The 24,137-nt window shown below is 62.1% G+C and carries 25 protein-coding genes; 12 read left to right on the top strand and 13 right to left on the bottom strand.

Features of this window, described 5'->3' with window-relative positions; all coding sequences use genetic code 11:
- Positions 1–39 precede the first annotated feature (39 nt).
- From LQ788_RS01905 to LQ788_RS01890, 4 genes are all read right to left on the bottom strand, one after another.
- The gene (locus tag LQ788_RS01905) at positions 40–789 is read right to left on the bottom strand and encodes a VOC family protein (RefSeq protein ID WP_231444733.1); all 750 of its coding nucleotides are present in this window, start codon (positions 787–789) and stop codon (positions 40–42) included.
- 33 nt (positions 790–822) lie between these two features.
- Positions 823–1,155, bottom strand: a complete 333-nt coding sequence (locus LQ788_RS01900; RefSeq protein WP_231444731.1) for a hypothetical protein — start codon at positions 1,153–1,155, stop codon at positions 823–825.
- Positions 1,152–1,529 (bottom strand): hypothetical protein, encoded by a 378-nt coding sequence (locus LQ788_RS01895; protein ID WP_231444729.1) that lies wholly within the window; start codon positions 1,527–1,529, stop codon positions 1,152–1,154. The genes LQ788_RS01900 and LQ788_RS01895 overlap by 4 nt, the downstream gene beginning before the upstream one ends.
- 125 nt (positions 1,530–1,654) lie before the next feature.
- Positions 1,655–2,080, bottom strand: a complete 426-nt coding sequence (locus tag LQ788_RS01890; RefSeq protein ID WP_231447530.1) for a CHY zinc finger protein — start codon at positions 2,078–2,080, stop codon at positions 1,655–1,657.
- Between LQ788_RS01890 and LQ788_RS01885 the strand changes: the two genes are divergently transcribed.
- Complete coding sequence (locus tag LQ788_RS01885; RefSeq protein ID WP_231444727.1) at positions 2,079–3,119, top strand: DUF2891 family protein; 1,041 nt, start codon at positions 2,079–2,081, stop codon at positions 3,117–3,119. The genes LQ788_RS01890 and LQ788_RS01885 overlap by 2 nt on opposite strands.
- A 101-nt stretch (positions 3,120–3,220) precedes the next feature.
- Here the strand turns inward: LQ788_RS01885 and LQ788_RS01880 are convergent, their stop codons facing one another.
- From LQ788_RS01880 to LQ788_RS01865, 4 genes are all read right to left on the bottom strand, one after another.
- Positions 3,221–4,246 (bottom strand): Abi family protein, encoded by a 1,026-nt coding sequence (locus LQ788_RS01880; protein ID WP_231444725.1) that lies wholly within the window; start codon positions 4,244–4,246, stop codon positions 3,221–3,223.
- A gap of 126 nt (positions 4,247–4,372) precedes the next feature.
- On the bottom strand, positions 4,373–5,875 hold the full coding sequence (locus LQ788_RS01875) for an aspartate ammonia-lyase (protein ID WP_231444723.1): 1,503 nt from the start codon (positions 5,873–5,875) through the stop codon (positions 4,373–4,375).
- A 105-nt stretch (positions 5,876–5,980) separates the two neighbouring features.
- A complete protein-coding gene (locus LQ788_RS01870) occupies positions 5,981–7,273 on the bottom strand; it encodes a flavin-containing monooxygenase (protein ID WP_231444721.1) in 1,293 nt (430 codons plus the stop codon).
- A 222-nt stretch (positions 7,274–7,495) separates the two neighbouring features.
- Entirely contained in the window at positions 7,496–8,428 is a 933-nt protein-coding gene (locus LQ788_RS01865) for a LysR substrate-binding domain-containing protein (protein WP_231444719.1), read from the bottom strand.
- Positions 8,429–8,604: 176 nt separating this feature from the next.
- Here LQ788_RS01865 and LQ788_RS01860 point away from each other — a divergent pair, with 176 nt between their 5' ends.
- The 5 genes from LQ788_RS01860 (at position 8,605) to LQ788_RS01840 (ending at position 13,909) form a co-directional block, all read left to right on the top strand.
- Complete coding sequence (locus LQ788_RS01860; protein WP_231444716.1) at positions 8,605–9,057, top strand: RidA family protein; 453 nt, start codon at positions 8,605–8,607, stop codon at positions 9,055–9,057.
- Positions 9,054–9,737: a DUF1028 domain-containing protein gene (locus tag LQ788_RS01855; protein WP_231444714.1), complete on the top strand. Its 684-nt coding sequence runs from the start codon at positions 9,054–9,056 to the stop codon at positions 9,735–9,737. The genes LQ788_RS01860 and LQ788_RS01855 overlap by 4 nt, the downstream gene beginning before the upstream one ends.
- Positions 9,734–10,891 (top strand): M20 family metallopeptidase, encoded by a 1,158-nt coding sequence (locus tag LQ788_RS01850; RefSeq protein WP_231444712.1) that lies wholly within the window; start codon positions 9,734–9,736, stop codon positions 10,889–10,891. The genes LQ788_RS01855 and LQ788_RS01850 overlap by 4 nt, the downstream gene beginning before the upstream one ends.
- Before the next feature lie 125 nt (positions 10,892–11,016).
- The gene (locus LQ788_RS01845) at positions 11,017–12,369 is read left to right on the top strand and encodes an MFS transporter (protein WP_231444710.1); all 1,353 of its coding nucleotides are present in this window, start codon (positions 11,017–11,019) and stop codon (positions 12,367–12,369) included.
- A gap of 28 nt (positions 12,370–12,397) precedes the next feature.
- On the top strand, positions 12,398–13,909 hold the full coding sequence (locus LQ788_RS01840; RefSeq protein WP_231444708.1) for an aldehyde dehydrogenase family protein: 1,512 nt from the start codon (positions 12,398–12,400) through the stop codon (positions 13,907–13,909).
- Between the two features lie 28 nt (positions 13,910–13,937).
- On the opposite strand, the gene LQ788_RS01835 is transcribed toward LQ788_RS01840, so the two are convergent.
- The 3 genes from LQ788_RS01835 to LQ788_RS01825 form a co-directional block, all read right to left on the bottom strand.
- Positions 13,938–14,507: a hypothetical protein gene (locus LQ788_RS01835; RefSeq protein ID WP_231444706.1), complete on the bottom strand. Its 570-nt coding sequence runs from the start codon at positions 14,505–14,507 to the stop codon at positions 13,938–13,940.
- Between the two features lie 185 nt (positions 14,508–14,692).
- Positions 14,693–15,346, bottom strand: coding sequence for a hypothetical protein (locus LQ788_RS01830; RefSeq protein ID WP_231444704.1), 654 nt, complete (start codon positions 15,344–15,346; stop codon positions 14,693–14,695).
- Positions 15,347–15,362: 16 nt separating this feature from the next.
- Positions 15,363–15,968 carry a TetR/AcrR family transcriptional regulator gene (locus tag LQ788_RS01825; protein ID WP_231444702.1) on the bottom strand — a complete coding sequence of 202 codons (606 nt, stop codon included), beginning with the start codon at positions 15,966–15,968 and terminating at the stop codon, positions 15,363–15,365.
- A gap of 146 nt (positions 15,969–16,114) precedes the next feature.
- Between LQ788_RS01825 and LQ788_RS01820 the strand changes: the two genes are divergently transcribed.
- The 3 genes from LQ788_RS01820 to LQ788_RS01810 all read left to right on the top strand — a co-directional run bounded on the left by LQ788_RS01820 (position 16,115) and on the right by LQ788_RS01810 (position 20,440).
- Positions 16,115–17,668, top strand: coding sequence for an APC family permease (locus LQ788_RS01820; protein WP_231444700.1), 1,554 nt, complete (start codon positions 16,115–16,117; stop codon positions 17,666–17,668).
- A gap of 5 nt (positions 17,669–17,673) precedes the next feature.
- Entirely contained in the window at positions 17,674–19,638 is a 1,965-nt protein-coding gene (locus LQ788_RS01815) for a primary-amine oxidase (RefSeq protein WP_231444699.1), read from the top strand.
- A 124-nt stretch (positions 19,639–19,762) separates the two neighbouring features.
- Positions 19,763–20,440, top strand: a complete 678-nt coding sequence (locus LQ788_RS01810) for a hypothetical protein (RefSeq protein WP_231444698.1) — start codon at positions 19,763–19,765, stop codon at positions 20,438–20,440.
- Positions 20,441–20,569: 129 nt separating this feature from the next.
- Here the strand turns inward: LQ788_RS01810 and LQ788_RS01805 are convergent, their stop codons facing one another.
- Positions 20,570–20,812 (bottom strand): hypothetical protein, encoded by a 243-nt coding sequence (locus tag LQ788_RS01805; protein ID WP_231444697.1) that lies wholly within the window; start codon positions 20,810–20,812, stop codon positions 20,570–20,572.
- A gap of 52 nt (positions 20,813–20,864) precedes the next feature.
- Positions 20,865–21,260: a RidA family protein gene (locus LQ788_RS01800; RefSeq protein ID WP_231444695.1), complete on the bottom strand. Its 396-nt coding sequence runs from the start codon at positions 21,258–21,260 to the stop codon at positions 20,865–20,867.
- Between the two features lie 128 nt (positions 21,261–21,388).
- Here LQ788_RS01800 and LQ788_RS01795 point away from each other — a divergent pair, with 128 nt between their 5' ends.
- The 3 genes from LQ788_RS01795 (at position 21,389) to LQ788_RS01785 (ending at position 24,130) form a co-directional block, all read left to right on the top strand.
- Positions 21,389–22,369 (top strand): helix-turn-helix transcriptional regulator, encoded by a 981-nt coding sequence (locus tag LQ788_RS01795; RefSeq protein WP_231444693.1) that lies wholly within the window; start codon positions 21,389–21,391, stop codon positions 22,367–22,369.
- A 100-nt stretch (positions 22,370–22,469) separates the two neighbouring features.
- On the top strand, positions 22,470–23,078 hold the full coding sequence (locus tag LQ788_RS01790) for a TetR/AcrR family transcriptional regulator (protein ID WP_231444691.1): 609 nt from the start codon (positions 22,470–22,472) through the stop codon (positions 23,076–23,078).
- A complete protein-coding gene (locus LQ788_RS01785; protein WP_231444689.1) occupies positions 23,075–24,130 on the top strand; it encodes a hypothetical protein in 1,056 nt (351 codons plus the stop codon). Before LQ788_RS01790 ends, LQ788_RS01785 begins: the two co-directional genes overlap by 4 nt.
- Positions 24,131–24,137: the final 7 nt, after the last annotated feature.

Raw genomic sequence — 24,137 nt, 5'->3', positions numbered from 1 at the left:
AGTTTGCCTAAAGTAAATATTGATTGCCAGATCGAAAGCTTAGGCTCGCAACGAACTGCATGCGATGACGGCACCAGCGGGGTCCGCGATGACAGTGTTGCGGTGCTGGTCGGTGTCGAATGGGTCAAGCAGCACTGTTCCACCGAGTTCAGCCGCGCTTCGGGCAGTTGTATCCGCGTCTGCGACCGCGAAATTGAGGCTCCAATGCTGCGGGGTGTCGCCAGCATCGATGAGGAGACCGACTGGCTGATCCGCCAAAGACCAGGCAGAGAAGAGCGTATCCGGAACAGGTCGTAGCTCCCAGCCGAAGACCCACCCGTAGAAGTCCTGCGCCGCTTGGACATCAGAACTGTGCAGTGAGGACATCGCCCACGCACCCGCCGCGCCGGAGGCTTCGACTCCGCCATCGCTGTCTGCCTCACGAATGCAGAAGGGCACACCCGTGGAATCGGCAACGATGCTCATTCGGCTGGTCGAGTCCCAGTCGGACGGGGACATCAGGCTGCTGCCGCCGACCGCGTCCACCTCGGCGAGTGCCCGCGCAAGGTTCTCGACTCGAATGTGCATCAGCCAGGTCGGAGGAACCCCGTCGGGTGACTGGCGAATGCTCGCGACTCTCTTTCCGCCGGCGAGCGCAAGGAGTGGCTCAGCACCATCGGATACACCCGGAGCATTGTCGAAACTCCAGCCGAGCAACGCTGCATAGAATTCAGCCGCGGCGTGGGGGTCCGGTTGGAAGGATTCGACCCAGAATGGAGCCCCAGCCGGGCGCCTGTCATCGTTTGGCATCGTTGCCTTTCGAGAAGCAGTCCATAGTCTCGTTCACTCAGACCGTGATGGTCGAGGAGTTTTGGGAACAGTTCGCCAGCTGAGCGCGGCGATACAGATCAGAATAATCCCTCCACCCGTGAGCACTCCGGGTTCAGCTCCGACGATGAATTTGGGGACGGCCTCGGTGGATATTCCGACTCGACCGATTCCGAAGAGGTCGATGGCGTGCGGTGCGAGGATTCCTCCGATGACGAGGACAACGCCGATGATGCCGGCGACTCGGGCACCACCTCGGCGGTGGATGATCGCCATTATGGCGACAACGACGGCGGCGAGGACCGTGACCACGATTCCTGCCGGACCAGACATTGTGGAAGGCATCATGGCGCGACTCCCTCCGGACCAGGGCCAAGACGTACGGAGCCGTCGGCCCGAGGAGACTGAGTAGCGGGGACACCGCTTGGCTTAGTCACAAATGCCAACCCGATGAGGACAAGACCCCCAGCTTGAAGCACCACACCCAGTGTCAGGACGACCCACTGAACAGCCGGGATGCCGGTGGCCAGGCCCAGCGACAAGCCGAAGGGCATCCAGGCCAATTCGAAGAGCTGACAGAACAACAGCAGTGCGGTGCCGATGATTCCAAGCAATCGGGTTCTGCCGCGTCCGCGCCAAGCAAACAGCGCAAGACCGACGAGGCAACACAACATCGGCGTCACGATCCCCGTCACAGTCCCAAAGAGAAAAGCCAGGTCCATAGTTCGCCAGACTACCAAAGTCGTGTTGCCTGTTCGGCCGTTCTTCAGAGCCACGACAGTGAATTTGAGGCCCACCGCGCCGAACCGACTTGCGACCACTCCTTCGCCGTTGCGGTCGCCTTGAGTCAGCCCTCGAAGTAGTAGCTCGAATGCGCCGCGCACCGAGGGTTTAACGCCGCCGCACACTCGGGACACGCGTCGGTACCCCGGTACGTGTCAATCGTCAGCTCTGCCCAGCACATTCCGCACAGGATGGCAGCCTGATCCCACTTATCACGCGGCCATTGCTGCGCCGGGTGGTCGGCGGTCTCGCCATGGCAGAGGTGGCATGGATAGTACCGGTCGCAGCACGCGAAGCGAATGGCGATGATGTCGAGCTCGGTCGCATAGTGCTCACACCGCGTGTGCTCATCAAAGGTCTTGCCATAGACCTGAGGTGACCGAGACACCCCGCACCTACCTTCCCTTGCTGAACTGCTGCCAGTTCTCACTCTAATTGCCGACGCGACTCGTCCGAGTAGAGTGAAATCCCCGAACCGATGAGGATCCATGCCACAGTCTGCCAAGTTCATCACACCTTTCGCCGAGGTGGCCCTGAGCAACATCACCCGTGAATATCCGTACGCCGCCCACCACGTCGCTTCATCTGCCGCCGACGTCGTCGAACCGCGGGAGAAGAATCCGGCGTTCGCGAACTCCTTCGACTGGCACTCCAGCGTGCACATGCACTACCTGCTCGTAACCCTGCTGAGCACCGAGACCGCCCAGACAGCTCCGTGGCGTGACGAGGCCATCATAGTCCTCACCTCCCATCTCAGCTCGGAGAATCTCACCGCCGAAGCGATGTTCCTCCGCGAGCATCCGACCTGGGAACGTCCCTATGGCTGGGCCTGGGCCGTCGAGCTCGTACGTGCACTTCGGGCCAACGATGAACCGCGACTGCGGGATTTGGCTCCCGGCGCCGAGGTGCTCGCCCAGACGGTCTTCGACCTGACCGTGGCATGGCTTCCGCACATGCCCGAACCCGTCCGCCATGGAATCCACCCGAACACCGCGTTCGGTCTGCGCCGCATTCTGCTCGGCGCACGAGACTTCGGCCGACATGATGTCGTCGATGCCATCGCTGGTGCCGCTCGGCGCTGCTTCGCCGATGATCACGCCTGGAACTTCAGCCAGGAGCGCAGCGGCCACGACTTCCTCTCCCCCGGCCTGTCCGAGGCCGACCTCATGGCCGAGATCCTCACCGCCGACGAGCTCGCCGTGTGGCTGCCGGACTTCCTCTCGGAACTGACGCCGGAATCGCCTGCACTCAAACCAATCGAGGTCCTCGATCCCACGGACGGATACCAGAGCCACCTCTATGGTCTCGGGCTCTCCGTTGCAGCCTCGATCATGCGCCTGGCCCCACGACTCCTGCAGATCGCCGAGGACTCAGGCAATCTGGACCGCGCTGACCGCACCAGGGGCTTCCTCACCAGAGTCGATGACCTCATGGCGACGGGACTCGAGGCTGCCGTGTCCGATGAGTACATGGCCTCGCATTGGGTGGCGACGTTCGCTTGGGAAGCTCTGGAACTCAGGAAGGGGTGAGATTGGTGGGTACGGCAGGTGACTTGCGAACCGCAAAAGGACCGGGGGCGTGTATGTGTCAGCTCTCTACCCAAACCTGGTGGTCGACTATCGTCCAGAAGTTACTGCCACAGGAGCTTGGTGTTCCAACTCGCAGGGAAGCCCATGTCCAACTCCGGCGTGACTACATGATGTCCATCGGGTGTGATTAGCGGGAGGCTGAAGGACAGGATGTGATCTCGAAACCTGGCAGGCCAATCACTCGGTTCAGAATGTGACCTAAGCATGAAGGCCAAGACGGCGGCATTTATATAGAGCCGCTTGCTCTCGGTTGAAGTGCGAGAATATCCAGGGGTTGAGACGTGGTCCAGCAATGGGCCGACTGTGTGTCTGGGCGCGATCGACTGCGCGCGCTTGAAGTGTCGGTTGAAAAGCCGCGAGCCATGGGCGCAGTAGTTGCGTAAATCGGCGACTGCCCGGATGACTTTCCCGAACGGGGCGGGATGCATGAAGCCAAAATCATTGGCCACAGCCCGGGCATCAGCGGACTTCATCAGTTCGAAAAGATACGGCAAGCTCCCGAAACTGAGAAGCTCGGTTACGGCCCAGACCGGTAATGGTTGAGAGGGATATTTCGCTAGGTGATGAGCAACAAAGTCCTCTTCCGGCTTCGCGCTTCTTATAGCTCTGTTGACGGTGCGTTCCCAGGCCTGGAATTTGGTCTGAGGTGGCTGGCTCCTGAGGATCAGCGTATTGCACTTCGCGGTGTCGAGGCAGTTTTGGTCTAAGTGCGCAGCCGGATCCAACCTGGCCAAGGCGTGCGCAATCGAAGCCCGCAAGCGAATTTCGAAGTCCAAAGTCCCGTCTATGCAGATGCGGGCCAATTTCATATCGAACGATTCAAGAGTCATGACATGGTCCATGCTCGCCCCTGCCATGTACGTGGCAGCTCGGTATTCGCGCATTGCGGCATTGATCTGGTCGGCCGGCAGCAGCTCACGGAACACGTAGCGGTATCCTCCAGACCGGTGGTAGCCCACCCGAGTAAGGAAACCGAGGGCGCGTGCGTGATTCGGAATCTTCAGCCCAGCTTCAGCCAGGTCTGTAATCAGATCCTCGCGCTCTTTGAACGCTTTTGTGAAGTGCATGCAGCTTATTATCGCGCAAATGAAAATCGTCTCCTTGAGTCCGAAGACTCAGAGGGAGACGATGTCTGATGCGCCCAGTTTAGCACTCGGCGAAGGAATATTCACTCCGCCCACGGCCAACGCTGGTCACTCTGGAGACGGCACCACCGGCAGCTCCGAGGTCATCTCGTCACGGGGAACCGCCTCGGCGCTGTCGGCCGTGTTCTTGACACCATGATCGGCGGGCAGACCGGTCAGGCGTTCGGGCTTGAGGATCTCCTCGAGCTGGGCGCGGTCGAGCAGACCCTGCGCAATGACCAGGTCAGCGATCGGCTCGTTGGTCGCCAGCGCCTGTTTGGCCAGCTGCGCGGCCGGGGCGTAGCCGATGACCGGGGCGAGTGCGGTGATGACGGTGACGGAACGCGCCACCGTGTCCTCGAGCGCCGCCTCGTTGGCGGTGATGCCGTTGACGCAGTTGACGCGGAAGGTCTGGCAGGCACGCTCGAGCCAGGTGATCGACTGGAACAGGGAGTGGGCGATGATCGGCTCGAAGGCGTTGAGCTGGAGCTGGCCGCCTTCAACGGCCATGGACACGGTGACATCGGCTCCGGCGACCGAGTAGGCGACCTGGGAGACAGCCTCGGGGATGACGGGATTGACCTTGCCGGGCATGATCGACGACCCGGCCTGGCGGGCAGGCAGGTTGATCTCACCGAAGCCTGCCTGCGGTCCTGAGGACAGCAGCCGCAGGTCGTTGGCGATCTTCGACATCTTCAGGGCGCTGCGCTTGAGTGCCCCGGAGAAGGTGATGAAGACACCGGTGTCGGAGGTGGATTCGACGAGGTCACCGGCGGTGACGAGCTCGAGTCCGGTGATGGTGCGCAGGTGCTTGATCACCGCTTCCTTGTACCCGACCGGGGCGTTGATCGCCGTTCCGATCGCGGTGGCGCCCATGTTGACCTCACCGAGGAGGGCGACGGCCTCTTCGAGTCGCTGCACGTCCTCGCGCAAGGTGGTGGCGAAGGCGTTGAATTCCTGGCCCAAGGTCATCGGCACCGCATCCTGGAGCTGGGTGCGACCGACCTTGATGATGTGGGAGAACTCGCGTCCCTTGGCAGCGAAGGCATCGGCGAGGAGCGTAAGTTCGCCGAGGAGGTTCTGCAGTGAGAAGGCCAGCGCGATCTTGATCGCCGTCGGGTAGGTGTCGTTCGTCGATTGGCTGTGGTTCGTGTGGTCATTGGGGTTGATGAACGAGTAGTCGCCCTTCGCGTGACCGCCGATCTCGAGGGCGCGGTTCGTGATCACCTCATTGGCGTTCATGTTCGTCGAGGTACCCGCACCGCCCTGGATCACGCCGACGGTAAACTCGTCGTGGAGTCGCCCGCCCTTGATCTCCTCGCAGGCGGCGTCGATGAGGTTCGCTCGCTGTTCGTCGAGGGCCCCGATCTCCAAGTTCGCCCGGGCCGCCGCCTGCTTCACACAGGCGAAGGCACGCACGAAATCGGGATAGACGGAGACCGGGCGGCGGGCGATCGGGAAGTTCTCCATCGCTCGCGCCGTGTGCACACCCCAATACGCTGACGTCGGGATCTCGAGGCTGCCGATCGAATCGGTCTCAGTGCGGGTGGGTGCAAAAGCGCTGTCGGTCACCGCTGGTGCCTTCTTTCGTCGTGAGGACGTCGATATGTTCGCCGAGGTTGTTCCCCGGTGTGTGCGGTCACTGGGTTCCCGAAGGCACTCAGTGCCCGTCATCATTTACGATACTGCGGCCTCGAGCAGGGCGTTATGATCTGGCTCATAGTCGCGGTACTTCCGCTGAATTTCGATCTGGTCGGCGAGGTATTTCGCGTCGTGCCAGACTCCCCAGATGAAGCTCGATCCGCGACGTGAGAGCCATGGCAGGCCCAGGAAGTACATGCCGGGAACAGGTGTGACGCCGCGCTGCTGGACGGGGTATCCGCGCTCATCCAGGACACCCTCGACCTGCAGCCAGGAGTAGTCGACTCCGAATCCGGTCGCCCAGATCACGGTTTGCACGTCCGCCTCGGCGAGGTCGAGTTCGAGGATCGGGTTGGACACACATTCAGGGTCAGCACCGAGCTCATGAGCCTCGGGTTCCGGCGGCAGGTCGAGGCCGTTGCGTTCGATGTATTCATCGGCCTCACGCAGCAGGGACAGGTAGTTGTCGTCGCCACGGGCGATGTTCTTGCCCAGGTCGGAACCGATCTGCAGCTTGCCATCCGCAAATGAGTTTGCACGTCCCAGCAGGGTGATTCCGGAAGCGGCGAGGTTGCGGAAGTCCACGGTGTGTCCGCCTTCGGCTCCGCTGACGGCGATGGTGACATGGTCAGCGCCTACGGGTGGGGCTGCGAGGTCCCATTTGCCCAGGGCTCCGAGCCACCAGCAGAAGTCGCGGTTTCGATAGGCTCGCGGTGGGCGATCGTGTGGGCCCACGGCCAGGTAGACCTTCTTGCCGGATTTCTGGATCTCGGCGGCGATCTGGACGCCTGAGGAACCTGCTCCGACGACGAGCACGGCGCCCTCGTCGAGCTGCGCGGGGTTCTTGTATGAGTTCGAGTGGATCTGGGTGATCCCGGAACTTTCGGGAATGATCTTCGGGATGATCGGGGTCTGGAAAGGTCCGGTCGCGGCGACGACGTAGTCGGCCTCGATGGTGCCCTGATCGGTTTTGACGAGGTAGCCGCGGGCCTTTTCGCGTTCAGTCACTGTGGTCACGGTGACTCCGGTGCGCACGGGGAGGTTGTTGTTCTCGACGAGGGTGCGGAAGTATTCGGCGACCTGGTTCTTGGTCGCGAATCCGTCGGGGTCGACGTCGGCGAATTCCTGGGTGGGGAACCGGTCATGCCAGGCGGGACCGTTGGCGACGAGGGAGTCCCAGCGCCTGGACTGCCATGCCTCGGCGATGCGGTTCTTCTCCAGAACGATGTGGGGTACTCCCCTGGACTGCAGGTGCTCGCTCATCGCGATTCCGGCTTGACCCGCGCCGATGATGACGACTTCGGTGGTCTCAGTTTCCTTGCCCGACATGGGACACTCCTGTTCTCGAAAACCGTGCCTGACCTGCAGATACGGCACTTGCGTCTTTGCTCGTGGGGCGATGGTGCGCCTCGCCCTCTCGTGATCCAGCAAACCGCAGGTGAGAGTGTCAATGCCAATAGTTGTTGACGGTCAATTGCATCTACTGAATAGATGTAGCCGTCATGAGTCAATCATTTCCGAGTATCTCGAACGTCGGCAGCTTCGCCAGGGTCAGGGAGAATTCTCCGGTGGGGCCGCCTCGGCGAGGATCTCGCGCATCATGGTCGTCACGGCCTTCGCCTTCGCGGTCCCGGCCGCCTGCGACAGAGCCGATACGACGAGGTGGAGGCTAGGTGCGGGGTCGGCAATTTCGAGGATCGAAGTCTTCGCTCCGGTGTAAGTCTGTTCGATGTCGGGGCGTTGGTTGAGGATCGAGAATCCCAGACCCATCGCGACCATCGAGCGCACGGTCTCGTAGTTCGAGGACTTGTACTTGACCTTGGGCGTGATGCCGGCGGTGCGCAGCATGGTGAGGAAGTATTCGCGGCTGTCGGGCAGGTCGAGGAGCACGAGAGGATCTTCGGCGAGTGCAGACAGCTTCACCTTCTTCTTCCCGGCCAGACGGTGGTTCGTATCGACGATGACGTGGGGGCGCACCTCGCCGACTCGCTTGGCCTGGATGCCTTCGGCATCGGTGAGGTCGTAGTTGATCGCCATCTCCGCCCGGCCGCTGCGCAGTGCGGCCATGCACTCCTCGTGATCGCCCTCGACGACCTCGATCGAGAGCTCGGGGTGGCGTTCGTTGAGCCGCCCGATGAGCTGGGGAAGGATGAAGGGAGCCAGGGTCTTGAAGCAGGCAAGGACGATCGTGCCGCGGACCTCGTTCTGCCCGGCCTGGATCGATTCGACCGCATCGGTGATGAGTCCGAAGATCTGCCGGGTCTCGTGGAGCAGCCCCTCGCCGGCGGGGGTGAGAACGAGGCCCTTGGAGTGCTGACGGACGAAGAGCGGGGCACCGAGTGCCTTCTCGAGCTGATTGATCGCAGTGGACACCGCCGACTGCGCAATGTGGAGCTCTTGGCTCGCCGTCGTCATATTCAGCGTCTTCGCGCATTCTGTGAAATACGAGAGCTGAGTCAGCGTGATCGAGAATCTGTGGACCATGGCGACCTCTTCGTCAGTGGAATCGATGATTCAGATTTGGAATCTGTTTTTCAGATGGAGTCTCTAGATAATAACTATTTCACAGATACTCCGATGTTTCCGAGAATAGAACCACACACCCGAACGGCTCCACAACCCGTTCGACATGTTCCGATCAGCTCGAAGAGGAGACCGAAGTGGCCGAACCCACGCACACACGTCTGAGAATGTTCAACACCAAAGAGACCTACCCCGAACAGAACCTCGACAACGATCTGTGCCAGGCCGTCGTCGCCGGCGGTGTCGTCTACCTCCGCGGACAGATCGGCCAGGACCTCGAAACCCGCGAATCCGTGGGCATCGGCGACGTCACCGCGCAGGCGGAGAAGGCCATGTCCAACATCGCCATGCTCCTCGACGAGGCCGGCAGTCGGCTCGAGGACATCGTCAAGGTCACCATCTACATCATCGATCCCCGCTACCGCGAAGACGTCTACCGCACCGTGGGCAAGTGGCTCAAGGGGGTCTACCCCGTCTCGACCGGCATCGTCGTTCAGGCCTTGGCCCGCCCCGAATGGCTCGTCGAGATCGACGCCACCGCCGTCATCAGCGAACCCAAGACTTCCACCACCGCCGAGGTGGCCAAGTGACCTTCTCCCTCCTCCTCCACGATCCCGACACCGGTGAATTCGGATCCGCGATCGCTTCCTCCTCACCTGCCGTTGCCGCTCGCTGCCTCAACCTGGCCGATGGGATCGGCGGAGTGAACTCGCAGAACGTCACCGACCCCCGCCTCGGCGGCGCGATCCTCTCGGAGATGTCGTCCGGGAAATCGGCACAGCTGGCTCTGGATTCGATCGTCGATCAGGTCGAGTCCGATGTCATCGCCTATCGGCAAATCCTCGTCATCGACGGTGCCGGCAATACCGCCGCACACTCCGGCGCCGAGGCTCTCGGGATCTTCGGTGCCCGCACCGAGCAGAACGCCGTGGCCGGTGGCAATATGCTGAAATCACTCGACGTCCTCGATGCCTTCATCGAGACCGCCCTGGAATCGACTGGGCCGATCGAACGTCGCCTCTTCGCAGCCTTCCAGGCCGCCTTCGACGCGGGCGGAGAGGCCGGTCCCGTGCATTCGGCCGGGCTGGCCGTCGTCAGCGACGCCGGGTGGAGGGTCACCGACCTGCGCGTGGACTGGGCCGATGAGGACCCCATCGGCGAACTGGGCGAACTCCTCGACATCTGGATGCCCCAGCGCGAGGACTACATCACCCGCGGCCTCAACCCCGTGGCCTCGCCGTCCTACGGCGTCCCCGGAGACGAGCGATGAGCCAGTCCACCGATGTCGAGCTGACCGTAAAGGATCGAATCGCCGCTCGCCTCGCCGAGGTGACCCCCGCACTCGTGGGCCTGTCGAATTCGCTCCACGACGATCCGGAAATCGGGTGGCAGGAGTTCCGCTCCTCCGCCTCGGTGGCCGGCGTTCTGGCCGATCACGGCTTCACCATCGAACAGCCCTACCTGGGACTCGACACTGCGTTTCGCGCGACGTTCGGATCGGGTGACTTCACCATCGGATTCCTCGCCGAATACGACGCCCTGCCCGGCCTCGGCCATGCCTGCGGGCACAACCTCATCTCCGCGATGAGCGTCGGCGGGGCCATCGGCCTCGCCGCTGCGGCAGAGGACTTAGGGCTCAGCGTCGAGGTCATCGGCACTCCCGCAGAAGAGGGTGGCGGCGGCAAGATCGAGCTGCTCGAACGCGGAGCTTTCACGAACCTCGACTTCGCACTCATGGCCCACCCCGCCCCCGTCGACGTCTCCGAGGCAGAGCCCTTCGCGGTCACCCATTGGCACGTCGAATACACAGGTCGCGCGGCTCATGCGGCCGCCTATCCCGAGCGTGGAATCAACGCCAACGACGCCTTCCTCGTCGCCCAGGTCGCCCTGGGTCTGCTGCGTCAGCAGCTGCCGAAGACCGTACGCGTCCACGGTGTGATGACGAACGGCGGGGAAGCCCCCAACGCCATCCCTGCCAAGACCGAGGGCCGCTGGTATGTCCGCGCCGAGTCCACCGAGGAACTCCTCGAGGTGGAGAAACGGGTCATCGACTGCTTCGAAGCCGGGGCGCTGGCTACCGGTGCCACACTTTCGATCACACCGGAGAGCAAGCGGTATGCGGAGATGCGCACCGACGAGGACGCGCTCGAGTCCTATCGGGCCAATGCCATCGCACTCGGACGCAACTTCGACGTCGACCCGATCGCGGCGACAATGAACCGTGCTTCGACGGACATGGGCAATGTGTCCCAAATGGTCAACGCGATCCACCCCTACATCGGGGTCGGCGGGGAGGCCAGCAACCACCAGGCCGCCTTCGCCGAGTCGTGTGTCGGAGAAGAAGCCGAACGGACGCTGATCGACGGTGCTACGGCGCTGGCCTGGACCGCAGCCGACGTCAGCACCCGACGCTCGGGCACCTGACCAACCGATCCACCAGCTCGGTGAACCGACAACAGCCACCCGCATGGACCGAGCTGTTGTCGGTTCACCGAGTCGAAGCCGCCGGCACACCGCCGGCGCCTGAAGTTCCAAAGGAGGAACTCGATATGAGCGGTGCACACCCTGCCGACGCGAAAGACCTGGCCTACAAGAAGGGTCTGCAGAAGAGCGTCGCAGCCGGATCCATCGGCGTGCTCGTCCACTGGTTCGACTGGGCCGTCTACGCCTATATGGCAACGACGATCGCGGCGATCTTCTTCCCCGAAGGCGACGAGACCGCGGGACTGCTCGCGACCTTCGCCGTCTTCGCGGTCTCCTTCCTCGTCCGCCCGGTCGGTGCGATCATCTTCGGCCGCCTCGGCGACAAACTGGGGCGCAAGCTCACGCTCTCCGTCGTCATCATCGCCATGGCCGCCTCGACGCTGGTCCTCGGAGTTCTGCCGACCTACGAGACGATCGGGATGCTCGCCCCGATCCTGCTCATCGTCACCCGCATCGTCCAGGGCCTGGCCGCCGGCGGTGAATTCGGCAGTGCTGCGGCCTTCCTCGGTGAGTTCTCACCCCGGAAGCGCCGAGGCTTCGGCTGCAGTTGGCTCGAATTCGGTTCCCTGCTCGGGTTCCTCCTGGCCTCCTTGGTCGTCTTCCTGCTCACCCAGGTGCTCAGCCCCGAACAGGTCCTGGCCGGAGGATGGAGGATTCCGTTCCTCATCACCGTTCCGCTTGGCCTCATCGGCCTCTACATCCGCCGCAAGATCGAGGACACCCCTGAGTTCGAGGCACTGCAGAAGATGGAGACCGTCTCCGAGTCACCGCTGCGTGAGGTCTTCAAACGCAACCCTAAGCAGTTCCTTCAGACGTGCGGCATGGAGATCTTCATGAACGTCACGTTCTATGTCGTTCTCGTCTACCTGCTCACCTACCAGGAGACCGAGCTGGGCTTCGATGCCGGTCGGGCCGCCCTGCTCTCGACACTGGCCTCGGCGCTGGGACTCATCATCGTTCCACTCTCGGGCATCGCCTCGGACAAGTTCGGTCGCAAGCCCGTGCTCATGACCGCCGCGGTCTCGCTCACCGTGCTCGCGATTCCTCTGTTCATGCTCATGCAGGTCCAGTCTTCGCTGGCCGCGTTCGTCTCGACTTTCGGCCTGGCATTCATCCTCGCCGTCATCCTGGGAACGCATGCCGTGACCGTGGTCGAACTCTTCCCGACACGGACCAGGCAGACCGGGCTGTCGATCGCCTATGCGCTCACGGCTGCCCTGTTCGCCGGCACCGCGCCCTACGCTCTGACCTGGCTCATCGAGAACACCGGCAGCATGCTCAGCCCCGGCTTCTTCCTGGCCGTGGTCGGCGTCGTCGGCATCATCACCGTGGTCTCGATTCCCGAGACCCAAGGTGTGGACCTGCTCAAGGACGACGATTTCGATACCCCGGCAACCGCCGATTCCCTGACCACCTGAGCCATCACGAACGACTGGAGACTCACTCATGACTGACACCATCTCAGCACCCACCGCTGCCGCCACGACCTGGCATGACAAGGCCGCGAACCTGAGCATCGACGGACGCCCCGTCATCAACGGCGAACGCGTCGATGCAATCTCGGGCCAGACCCAGCCGAAGGTCAACCCTGCCAATGGCGAGACGATCTCGCAGCTCCACCTCGGCGGGCAGGACGATGTCGATGCCGCAGTAAGTGCGGCACGCACCGCCTACGAATCCGGTGAGTGGTCACGAGCCTCGGCCACCGATCGCCGTGAGGTGCTGCTGCGCCTGGCCGATCTCATCGAGGCACGGGCTGACGAATTCGCGTTATTGGATACTCTCGACATGGGCAAGCCGATCGGGGAATCGTCGACGATCGATGCGCCCGGTTCCGCTGCGCTCTACCGTTTCTACGGGGAGGCGATCGAGAAGACCGCCGACGAAATCCCGGTCACTCCGGTGGGATCGACCGCCCTGGTGACTCGTGAGCCGCTCGGTGTCATCGGCATCATCGTGCCGTGGAACTACCCGCTGGAGATCGCGACGTGGAAGATCGCTCCGGCATTGGCTGCGGGCAACGCGCTCGTCGTCAAACCCCCGGTCGAGGCTTCGCACTCGATCCTGCTGTTGGCCGAACTCGCCGCCGAGGCAGGGGTTCCGGCAGGCATCCTCAACGTCGTTCCCGGCCGCGGATCGGTTGTGGGCAAGGCACTGGGCATGCACATGGACGTCGACATGCTCGGCTTCACCGGCTCCACCGAAGTGGCCATGCAGCTCCAGCAGTACGCCGGAACGTCGAACATGAAACGCCTGGCCCTGGAAGCCGGCGGGAAGAGTTCGAACATCATCTTCGCCGACTGCGACGACCTCGAGGCGGCTGCCAACAAGTCAGCGTTCGGTGCCTTCTACAACCAAGGAGAGGTGTGCTCGGCGAACTCACGCATCTTCGTCGAACGCCTCGTGTACGAGAAGTTCCTCGAACTCTTCAAGGCCGCGGCCGATGGCTTCCAGCCCGGTGATCCTCTCCACCCGGACACGGCAATCGGTTCGCTGGTCTCTGAGAAGCACGCCGATCAGGTATGGGAATGCGTCGAGGAAGCTCGAGCCGACGGCACGATCGTCAAGGGCGGCAACCGCCCAGAGATCAACGGCTCGAAGGCGTTCATCGACCCCACGATCGTCACCGATCTGCCGGCCGATCACCGACTCCACCAGCACGAGATCTTCGGTCCCGTCGCTCTCGTCACGCCCTTCGACACCGAGGATGAAGCGATCGAGAAGGCCAACGGAACACCGTATGGTCTCGCGGCCTCGATGTGGACCGGCAGCATGGCTCGGGCCCACCGAGTCTCGTCTCGCCTGGTCGCCGGCACGGTGTCGGTGAACACCGTGGATGCACTGGGCTTCACGACACCCTTCGGCGGATTCAAGCAGTCCGGGTTCGGACGTGATCTCTCGGTCCATGCGCTGGAGAACTACTCGGACTTCAAGACGACTTGGCTGCAGTGGGGATGAAGCCTCTTACGCTCTCCCGCGTCCGGCTTCAGTTGGGCGCGGGAGACCGCCGCAGAACGGCGGCATATCGAGCCTGATCCGCGCGAATGGGTTCAGAGACAATCAGCCCAGAAGTCGTTGGCCACTGAACATACTCGCCCACAACTGGCAGAACCGTAATGCTCCTCAGTCCACTCGCATACGCTTCCGACAGCGATTCCGCGACCGCGTCTTCTGGACGACTCGACCCGCTGTGTTCGCGAAGTGGCCACGACCACTGATCGAATACAGCCAGGTCGATGCCTTCGTCGCTCGCCGTCATGTTTCCCCATTGCGGCATAGGAGCGTGTGAACGCGGCTGTTCTGCGCCGTACTGTGAGTACCAGTCAATGCGTGCATCCCATAGCTGCGACCACTCGTTATTCAACTCCGGCGTAGTCACGTTATTCGGGCGAACAGTCTCGCCGACATCAGGGGCTTGGGAAGGGTCCGGAACATCTGGCCTCGCAGCCAGAGCCCAAGCATGCCGAAGGAACAGGAGCCTCAGCAGCCCGCTCGGCTTCGAATCAATCGCGATGTTCTGTGGGATCGTCAGCGCGTCCGAAGATTCAGTCATCATGGCCCTTCCCAACTCGATATCCGTGTCGGCGGTGGCGGCTATTCCACACTATTGAAACAAGCATCGTTGCCGATAGTCACCCAACCGACACCCGCCATGACCTCCGCATTTACACCGACCCCTGAGAGCCGCCCTTCTTGTCGGCAGCCTGGAATCCCAAACTGATCTGCGGCGGATCCGGCCTCTTATCGATCGCTGCAGAGATTTTGAGCCTTTAAGGCTTCGATATCGGGTTCGCCCGTGCCAATGACGACCGACCGAGACCTTGTGAGCCACTCGGAATTCTCATTGTCATCGTGGGCTTTCGACGATGTCATCTTGATGATTTCAGGCTCGGACGTGGCTGCGGGCCACAGCTGGAGAAGGAGGTGATCCTTTGCTCCGTGGTCGCGCTCGATCAGCTCGTCCGTGTCCGAATCATCTCGTCCGCACAGGTGGATGCGGATTCGGTAGAACTCCCCTTTCTCCAGAGCCGGAGCTCCCGAACCATAGGCGGAGAGTGCACTGCTTTCGCTGAACATTCCAACCAACGTCACCGGCTCGTCCTCGGTAGCTAACGCACTCAGTTCGACGACATCTTCCCAGTCCTCGGCAGAGTTCTCTGGCGCGTGGTCGAGATGTTCAATCGTGACCTCAACGGGTCCGTACATTGCCCCCGTATGCACAGTCACTCCACCCGCACTATCGACCGAGACCGTCCCACCCATTACGGCATCTGCCAGGGATGGTGCTGTCATGGGTATGATGCAGAGCCTCCAGTGTTCGGTCTGTACTACTTGTCTGTGCATGTCTTCCGACCTTTCAGAATTTCGCGCAATGGAGGAATCGACCTCGAGCACTCGTCAGGAGGCAGGCTCATCCGTCACCCAACCGACACCCCGTCATAATCCCGGCGTTGGCGGCGATCATCCGATAGATGTCCTCACCATCAAGCGGTGTCCCGCCCATAAGGTGCAGCCCGTAGGCATCCTCCATCGCGACCAGATTGCTCGCCGCCGTCTCGACCGGCAGCGCCATCGTGAATTCACCCGCCTCAACACCGTCGCTCAGCACATCGACGTAGAGCGAAACCTCGAGACGATACAACTCCGCCATAAGCAAAGCGTGAAACGTATCCCGGTAGGCATGAGTGTGCAGTTCGTTGAGCACTTGGAAATCGATGTCCTCGCGCGACTGTGGAATTCCGCTACGGATGATGCGCCCGAGTCTGGCCCGAGGATCCTCACTCTCGGCCCCCTGCTGCCTGCGGTTCCAGTAGAAACGCGAAACGGCATCCTCGTGCACGTCGCGCACCAGATCGCCGAGGTCCGGATAGTAGTACGCCACCGACCCGGCACCCAGCTCGGAGTAGGCGGCAACATCGATGGCACGAAGGCCGTTGAGACCACGCTCGACAATCGCCTGCTTCGCCGACTTGACCAGCTGTTCACGACGCGCATTCTGATTCTTCGGTCTCGCCATGCTCTCATTATCTCCTGAAGTGATTTAGTTCAACGCATATCGCTATGCCGAAACCGCCACTTTCCTCTGTTCAACACCTGCTGCCCATGCCATTCTTTGTGGTGTAGCCCAAAGAATCAAATGGACGCCCACTCACAAGGAGGTGGATGGTGTCTTCACACGAACAGACCACCGCGTACGCGGATGAGCAGAAACAGCATCTGAAGAAGACGCTCGGCCGTTTCGACATCGTGCTCATCGTCATGTCGGCCGTACTCAGCATCGAAGTCCTCGCCGAAACGGCAGGCTTCGGCGCGGAGACCTTCACCTGGACCCTCGTCCTCGCCGTCTTCTTCCTCGTGCCCTACGCTCTTGTGTTCGCCGAGACCGGCAGCTCGTTCGTCGGCGAGGGCGGCGCCTACCTGTGGGTCCGCCAAGCCTTCGGCCGACCAGCCGGTGCGATCGCGTCGATCCTCAGCTGGGTCACACAGCCGGTGTGGGTCGGCGGATCGATGGCGTTCCTCGCCACTGGCACCTGGAACCAGTTCATCAGCCCGCTTGAGGCAGGCTCCGTCGCTGACTGGATCTTCAAGATCGTCTTCATCTGGATCACGGTGCTCGCAGCGATCGTGTCGCTGTCGAAGGCGAAGTGGCTGCCCACACTCGGCGGTGCTCTCAAGGTGATCTTCATTGCGTTCTTCCTCTTCACCACGATCATCTACGCAGTCCAGCACGGAGTGCAGCCGCTGCACCTCTCGGACTTCAGCCCCAGCCTCGGCGGGTTCCTGGGTCTCGTCCCGCTGCTGCTCTTCTCCTACCTCGGTTTCGAGGCCTCGAACAGCGCATCGGATGAGATGAAGGACCCGAAGAAGGACATCCCAGCCGCGATCGCACGCTCTGGTTTCATCTCGGCCCTCTGCTACCTCCTGCCGGTTCTCGCCATGCTGCTCGTGCTTCCCACCGAGACCATCACTGGCATCGGAGGCATGCTCGATGCAGTCAAGACCGTGTTCACCATCTACGGTCCCGCAGCCGACGTCATGGTCGTCACCGCTGCCCTGCTGTTCGTCATCATCCTCGCCTCGCAGGGCGCTGCTTGGATGATCATGAGCGACCGCATGCAGGCACTCACGGCTGCAGATGGGGCGTTCTTCGGCGGCTTCTTCGGCAAGATCTCACGCGGTCTCGGCACCCCGGTCAACGTCAACCTGCTCTCAGGAGTCGTGGCTACTGTGTTCCTCATTGCGGCCATGCAGCTCAGCGGCGATGCCGGGGCTCTCTTCGGAGTCGTGCTCTCGATCTCCATCTCGACGTTCCTGCTCAGCTACCTCCTCATCATCCCGGCAGCCATCAAGCTGCGCTGGAAGCACCCGGACATCGAGCGCCCGTTCCGCGTGCCGGTCGGCAACGTCGGCTTCACGATCCTCGGCGGACTTGCCTTCCTCTGGGTACTGCTTGGCTCCTGGGTCGCGATCTTCCCCGGCACACTCGATCGATTCTTCGGCCTCGACTATGACTTCCTCGACGAATGGGGCGTCGACCAAGGGCCATTCACCGCACTCACCCTCGGCACTCTCATCGTCCTCGCCGCCCTCGCGATCGTCGGTTATGTCCGCGGCGCGAAGATCCGCGCGTACCGACCTGCCCTTGACCCCGAGACTCTGCAGGCCGGTCTCGACAACAATCTCGACAAGCCACTCACAACCCCGGAAGGTGTCTGAACGAAATGACTACGACCACCTCGACGACGTCAACCGCGTCGACCACTTCGCACCCCCTCGACCGCCTGACCGGCGAAGAGATCGAACTCAACCGCGCCATCATCGTCGACGCCGGCCACGTCAGCGAGCAAACACTGTTCGCTCTCGTCAGCCTCGTTGAACCCGATAAGCGTGACGTGATCGCCGGCGCGACCGACCTCGACCGTCGTGTGCGCTCACTCCTCGTCGAACGCGGCAGCGGCGAACAGACCGAAATCCTCGTGTCATTGACCCAGCGCAAGGTCCTGCTCGCACGCGTCCTCGATGTTGCGACCGAGGGTCAGGCGCCGATCACGATGACCGAATACGAGTCCGCCGAGCAGATGATCCGCAACGACGCCACGTTCCGTGCCGCCGTCGAAGCACGCGGGATCACCGACATCGAGACCGTGCGCATCTGTGCGCTCTCGGCCGGCCGCTTCGACATTCCCGGCGAAGAGGGTCGCCGCCTCGTGCGCGGTTCGTCCTTCATCCAGTCCGACCCGCACGACAACGCCTGGGCACACCCGCTCGAGGGACTCGTCGCCTACCTCGATCTCAACACCGGCGAGGTCATCGATGTCATCGACACCGACATCGTGCCGGTGCCCAAGGAGCGCTTCGACTACCACCTCGACTCGTGGCTGCCTGAGCCTCGCACCACGCAGAAGCCGATCGAGATCTCACAGCCCGAAGGTGTCAGTTTCTCACTCGACGGTGACGTGCTGACGTGGGAGAAGTGGCAGGTCCGTCTCGGCTTCGACCCGGTCGAAGGACTCGTTCTCCACCAGATCAGCTTCGATGACAACGGGCAGCAGCGCCCCATCGTCTACCGTGCCTCTGTCGCAGAGATGGTCGTGCCCTACGGCGATCCGAGCCCCGTGCGCTTTTGGCAAAACTACTTCGACGCCGGCGAATACTCAATGGGCAAGAGCGCGAACTCGCTCGAACTCGGCTGCGACTGCCTCGGCGAGATCCAGTACTCCGACGCCGTGCTCGCCGACGAACAGGGCCACGCACGCACCATCAAGAACGCTATCTGCATCCACGAAGAGGACGCGGGCATCCTCTTCAAGCACACCGATGAGTTCACCGGAGCCGCCGACGTGCGCCGCAACCGCCGCATCGTCATCTCCTTCTTCATCACCGTCGGCAACTACGACTACGGCTTCTACTGGTACCTCTACCTCGACGGCACGATCGAACTCGAGTGCAAGGCCACCGGCATCGTCTACACCGCAGCCTACGGCGACGAGGCTCAGCGTCAGCGCTGGTCATCGCCGCTCGGGGATGAAAATTTGGGCATGCCCTTCCACCAGCACATGTTCTGCGCCCGCCTCGACATGCAGGTCGACGGCATCGAGAACGCGGTCGACGAGCAGGAGGTCGTGCGCGTACCCTTCGGCGATGACAACCCGTACGGCAATGCGTTCACCCGCAAGCAGACCCGCCTCACCGAGGAGGGCGGTCGGCTCGCCGATGGTGAGGCCGGTCGCGTGTGGCACATCGTCAACCCGGAGAAGCAGAACCGTCACGGCTTCCCCGTCGGCTATCAGCTGCACATGCCCGATGAGCCGACGATGATGGCCGCCGAGGGCTCGTCGATCTCGAAGCGGGCAGGCTTCGGATCGAAGCACGTGTGGCTGACCCGGTTCGACGAGAACGAACGGTTCCCATCGGGCACGTACCCGAACCAGAACCCGGGCCAGGGCACCATCACTCAGTGGGTTGAACAGCAGCGCCCGGTCGACGGTGACGACATCGTCCTCTGGTGCTCGTTCGCGATGACTCACTTCCCTCGCCCAGAGGATTGGCCGATCATGCCGGTCGATCGCCTCGGATTCTCGATGAAGCCCTATGGCTTCTTCGACCAGAATCCGGCACTCGACGTGCCCCGACCCAAATCAGGTCACTGCGCGGCACAGGACGGCCACTCCTGCGAGTGCGGCTGAGCATCCACATCGGGGCGGTGTTCGGTCACACCATACCGGGCACCGCCTTTTCCCGTACCCTCTCACCTAACCAGATCGTTTCGACGACGCAGACGACCGATGCCCAAAGGAGGGCGCGCGCAGCATGAGTCCCATCGCATCGCTTCTCATGGTCGCCGCAGCGATTCCCTGCCTCGTCGGTTCAATCACCGCGCGGAGTCGACTGGCGATTGTGGCATCGTCCGTGATGCTGCTGACCATGATTGACCTGGCGTTCCTCGGTGCACTGCCGCCGGTCATCTGGTCGGGACTGCTGCTCCTCGTGGGACTGTGCGTCGCGGTGAGGCTGCGGTCGAGGTTGAAAGCACAAACGAATGCTCCGGCGGTGGCCGCCACACCGGGGAACGTGCTTGTAGGTGCACTTTCCACGCGCACACAGGTCGCGCAGCCGCTTGATCACACCGCCGAATCATCGTCGCCGGAACGCCCGACCGAGTGGCACAAGCCCCGTCCATTCCCTCGGTTGGGGACAACCTCGGCCATACTGTCTGCGGCTGCCTATCCGATCATGGCGTGGCAGGTTCTCAACCATAGGGCACACCATGGCGCCGGTTCAGGCACCGGCGGACCTTCGGCGCATCAGCACCATGGCCATAGCTTCGACGGTTCGCTCGCCAGCGGAGTCATCACGCTCGGCGTGATCATTGTGGCGCTGCTTCTCGCGCTCTTTGCGGTTCAGGCTGCCACTCGCAGACGACCAGGGTTGGCGGCCGAGAACCTCGGCATGGCCACAATGCTCACGGTCATGCAATTCCTGCACTGACCCGAACTCAATCCGGCCCTCGCCGAGGTGGTCCGTCGATATATTTCAACGAACCGCCTCGGCGTTCTTCGTTGGGTGACCAGTTCGCTCCCGAGTCGACGTCCGATCTCGTTGCATTGCCGCGTCGGCCTAGACGTTCTCGACCTTTCGTCGTTCTCTCCGATAACTGATGAACTCCCACACGACAAAGATCGGGACGAAAATGAGGAGGATGAGCACGGGCGCTGGCGGGCTGATGTCAGTGCCGATTCGAAAGAACCAGTACAGCAGAGCAATCGCTCCGACGAGTACGACTTTGAACGCACCCTTCATCAGGTGCTCAGTTCTGATGGTTTGAGGGTCTTTCGGTCCGGCTGCTTCTTCGCTCGCCATCTTTCCCTCCCACTTCCCCTGCCTCGTGCCGAGCTTACGACCAGGCCTCCAATCAGTCCACTGCTGTCCCTTCAAGCTCGACCATCTGACCGGGCACCGCCAAGCGTGTCACGCCGAGCATTGTGGTCGTCGGGGCGACGCCGGCGGCTCCGAGCCGTCCGGAAAGCACACCGTAGTGAGGGAACAACGCGTCCACATCGGTCGTAAAGACATTGAGTCGCACGAGGTTGGTCAATGTCATGCCTGCCTCACTCAAGACTGCTTCGAGATTGTCCGCCGCCAGAGCGAGCTGCGCCGCGATATCACCGTCATGCTCGGGTCTGCCGTCCGCGCTCATCGCCGTCTGCCCCGATACATAGAGCGTCCGGGCGTTGCCGGAGATGAGCTCTCCTTGGTTGAACCCCATCTCCTGTGACCACGTCACCGGGTTCACTGCAGTGCGTTCCATTGCTGCTCCGATCTTCATCCAGTGGAGCGTCCTGGCAACTCGATTGCCGCCATTCTCAACGCCCTTGAAATCCAGCTTTCCAAGAAATCACGACACCTTGTGTCGTGATTTCTGGTAATACTGAAGTCGTGCGCGCCGATCGCTTAGTCTCGCTCGTCCTGTTGCTGCGCCAGCGAGGTCGGATGACCGCGGACGAACTGTCCAGAGAGCTGGAAGTCTCCGTTCGCACAGTGCTGCGCGATATTGACGCGCTGTCCGCCTCCGGAGTTCCCGTCTACGCCGACCGCGGACGACATGGCGGATACTCGCTTCTGCCTGGATTCCGCACCGAACTGACCGGGCTCAACCATCAGGAAGCTCTCGCCCTGCTCACCGCCGGTTCCGGACGCGCAGAGCAGGTCTTCGGGCTCAGCTCGGCGTTGTCATCGGCGATGCGCAAAGTCATCGACGCCCTACCCGAGAGCAACCGCTCCGTACTCGACGATGCGGCCAGCCGCTTTCTCGTCGACCCCGAGACCGATCTGCTCTCTCGGCGAACAACGGCTGAGTCCTTGCCAACCGAGGTGCTACACGAGGTTCGCCAGGCAGTCCTCGACGGTCACAGACTTCATTTCCTCTATAAAGCTCCCGACAAAGATGCGCGCTGGCACACCGTCGATCCGATCGGGCTCGTCACCGTCCGCGATCGCACCTATCTGCTGGCCACAAAATCCGGAAACGATCGCACCTATCGGGTCTCGCGCTTACTCGAGGCCAAGGAACTTCCTGAACCCGCAGACCGTCCCGCCCAAGCCGATCTTGACCGCATTTGGGAGCAGCGCCGCTCCCAGTTCCTCTCTGACAACCATCTCGCAGTGGAACTCAGGATTGACCCCGTTCGGCGTGATGAACTGTTGACCAACGTGCGCGCGGTCATCGCAGAGATCCCAGAGCCCGATGGTTGGGTGCGCCTCGAGGTGACCTTCGAGGATCTCCGTCACGCGGTATGGGCAGTCTGGCAGGTGGACGTCGGCGCCGAGGTGGTCGGCCCCGAGGTGCTGAGGGCCTCACTCCGCGAACGAGCAAAGACCCTGCTCAACCTCTACTCCTCCGTGCCAACCGCACAGTAGTACGACAGCAGTACCGAGCACATCGGCCAATCATCAGTGGTGGAACATTGACCAAAGTACTCAGTCGAGTAATAATTTACTCATGCAAGTAAGCTCGTCCGTGACGAATCAAGCTCGTCGAGCCCAGATCGTCGAGGCTGCGATCGGTGTGATTGCCGAATCGGGCTATCGAGTGGCGACGTTTCAGAACATCGCGAGAGCCGCGGGCGTGAAGTCGACGCGCACGATCTCCTACCATTTCGCGAACAAGGACGACCTCATCGAGGCGGCCGTGGCACATATCTACCACCTCATCGGCACGCACATGGAAAGTGCAGCGCACCATCGGTCCTCCTCCCCCACCTCGGCGCTCGAAGGCTATATCCGCACCGCAGTGGGTCTGACCAAAGAGCATCGGGCAGCGATGAGTGCGCTGATGACGATCATGCTCGAACATCACCCGGCCGAGGGAGACGAGGTCTATGGTGACGCTCAGGAGACCCACGTGGTCTCGGAGGTCGAACGGATCCTGGTCGAGGGTCAAGAGGCCGGAGAATTCGAATCGTTTGACACGACGATCATGGCCACGACGATTCAGCGTTCGGTTGACGGACTTCCCTTCATGCTGCGGACCCGCCCGGACCTCGACCTCGACCACTACGCCGACGAGCTCGTGTCGACGTTCCGTCGCGCCGTCGGTGCGGGCCCCGAAAGGACGTCATCGCCATGACTCAGAGAAGCAATAACAAGAAGGCCGCGTGGCTCCTCGTCATTCTCACCCCGCTCATCGCCGAACTGGCACTGGGCTCAACTCCGATCACCTTTGCCTGGCTGGTGATCCTGTGGGTTCCCGTCTACGGCGCCGGAGTGCTCCTGATCCGCGAACTGACCGTTCGAATGGGACGAGGATGGCCCAGCCTGGTGCTCTTAGGAGTCGCCTATGAACTGCTCGAAGACGGCATCGGCCTGCAGGCACTGACCAGTCCGCATCTCTACGATGCGGCCCAATGGGGCTTGCGCATCTTCGGCTTCAATGTCCCCTACTGGGAGGCCAACGCCCTCTACCACGTGGTCTTCACAGTCCTGATTCCCATCGCCCTCGTCGACCTCATCTTCCCGGCCCACCGCAGGCGCCCTTACCTCAAGACGCGCACCATGACCGTCGTCGTCGCGATTGTGGCCATCCTCGGCACAGGAATCCTTCGCGTGAGCGTGCCCCCATCTCAAGATCCCGGATACCAGGTACCAGTGCCTCTCATCATCACCTTCGCGGTCCTCATCCTGGCCCTGGGGATCATCGCACTCTTTGTGCTTCCACGACGATTCGACCTCGACGGATCGCGATTGGCAGCTCGGACATCGCCGACAAATCGCAGCCTCGCGTCCATAGGTCTCTGGTGGTGGAGGCTCGGAGCCGGTGCGGGGGTCTTTGTCGGCATGTTCCTCACATTTCCGATGTTCAACGCTGACCAGCCGGCTTTCACCCAAGGACGAATGGTCATCGTGCCCTTGGTGCTCGCCTTGGTCTTGGCTGTCGCGTGCGGATATGTCCTCAATGCGACATACGGGTCCCCGCAGTGGAGCGATCGCCATACGCTCGCTGTCATCACCGGGGCACTAGTCGCCCATTCCCTCGGCGGAATCGTGTTCTTCATGCCCGACGCAGTCAACCTCATCGGCCTTGTCGTCATCATCGTCGTGACCATCCTCGCGATGATCGGGCTCGATCGCCGCCTGCAGAAGCGCATCGCGCACGCGGCAGCCGGCGATCACGACCGCTGAACTCATC

Origin of the sequence: Brevibacterium zhoupengii, assembly GCF_021117425.1 — a bacterium.
Taxonomy (GTDB): domain Bacteria; phylum Actinomycetota; class Actinomycetes; order Actinomycetales; family Brevibacteriaceae; genus Brevibacterium; species Brevibacterium zhoupengii.
Note: the sequence above shows the minus strand (reverse complement) of the source record. Positions and strands in the feature narration are given on the sequence as shown.

What these genes read in the sequence shown, in the direction of transcription:
- LQ788_RS01865 (WP_231444719.1), bottom strand. Translation starts at nt 8,428, where the DNA reads ATGGTCCACAGATTCTCGATCACGCTGACTCAGCTCTCGTATTTCACA.
- LQ788_RS01905 (WP_231444733.1), bottom strand. Translation starts at nt 789, where the DNA reads ATGCCAAACGATGACAGGCGCCCGGCTGGGGCTCCATTCTGGGTCGAA.
- LQ788_RS01870 (WP_231444721.1), bottom strand. Translation starts at nt 7,273, where the DNA reads ATGTCGGGCAAGGAAACTGAGACCACCGAAGTCGTCATCATCGGCGCG.
- LQ788_RS01825 (WP_231444702.1), bottom strand. Translation starts at nt 15,968, where the DNA reads ATGGCGAGACCGAAGAATCAGAATGCGCGTCGTGAACAGCTGGTCAAG.
- LQ788_RS01845 (WP_231444710.1), top strand. Translation starts at nt 11,017, where the DNA reads ATGAGCGGTGCACACCCTGCCGACGCGAAAGACCTGGCCTACAAGAAG.
- LQ788_RS01885 (WP_231444727.1), top strand. Translation starts at nt 2,079, where the DNA reads ATGCCACAGTCTGCCAAGTTCATCACACCTTTCGCCGAGGTGGCCCTG.
- LQ788_RS01850 (WP_231444712.1), top strand. Translation starts at nt 9,734, where the DNA reads ATGAGCCAGTCCACCGATGTCGAGCTGACCGTAAAGGATCGAATCGCC.
- LQ788_RS01895 (WP_231444729.1), bottom strand. Translation starts at nt 1,529, where the DNA reads ATGGACCTGGCTTTTCTCTTTGGGACTGTGACGGGGATCGTGACGCCG.
- LQ788_RS01835 (WP_231444706.1), bottom strand. Translation starts at nt 14,507, where the DNA reads ATGATGACTGAATCTTCGGACGCGCTGACGATCCCACAGAACATCGCG.
- LQ788_RS01805 (WP_231444697.1), bottom strand. Translation starts at nt 20,812, where the DNA reads ATGGCGAGCGAAGAAGCAGCCGGACCGAAAGACCCTCAAACCATCAGA.
- LQ788_RS01840 (WP_231444708.1), top strand. Translation starts at nt 12,398, where the DNA reads ATGACTGACACCATCTCAGCACCCACCGCTGCCGCCACGACCTGGCAT.
- LQ788_RS01810 (WP_231444698.1), top strand. Translation starts at nt 19,763, where the DNA reads ATGAGTCCCATCGCATCGCTTCTCATGGTCGCCGCAGCGATTCCCTGC.
- LQ788_RS01900 (WP_231444731.1), bottom strand. Translation starts at nt 1,155, where the DNA reads ATGATGCCTTCCACAATGTCTGGTCCGGCAGGAATCGTGGTCACGGTC.
- LQ788_RS01785 (WP_231444689.1), top strand. Translation starts at nt 23,075, where the DNA reads ATGACTCAGAGAAGCAATAACAAGAAGGCCGCGTGGCTCCTCGTCATT.
- LQ788_RS01815 (WP_231444699.1), top strand. Translation starts at nt 17,674, where the DNA reads ATGACTACGACCACCTCGACGACGTCAACCGCGTCGACCACTTCGCAC.
- LQ788_RS01820 (WP_231444700.1), top strand. Translation starts at nt 16,115, where the DNA reads ATGGTGTCTTCACACGAACAGACCACCGCGTACGCGGATGAGCAGAAA.
- LQ788_RS01800 (WP_231444695.1), bottom strand. Translation starts at nt 21,260, where the DNA reads ATGGAACGCACTGCAGTGAACCCGGTGACGTGGTCACAGGAGATGGGG.
- LQ788_RS01890 (WP_231447530.1), bottom strand. Translation starts at nt 2,080, where the DNA reads ATGGATCCTCATCGGTTCGGGGATTTCACTCTACTCGGACGAGTCGCG.
- LQ788_RS01880 (WP_231444725.1), bottom strand. Translation starts at nt 4,246, where the DNA reads ATGCACTTCACAAAAGCGTTCAAAGAGCGCGAGGATCTGATTACAGAC.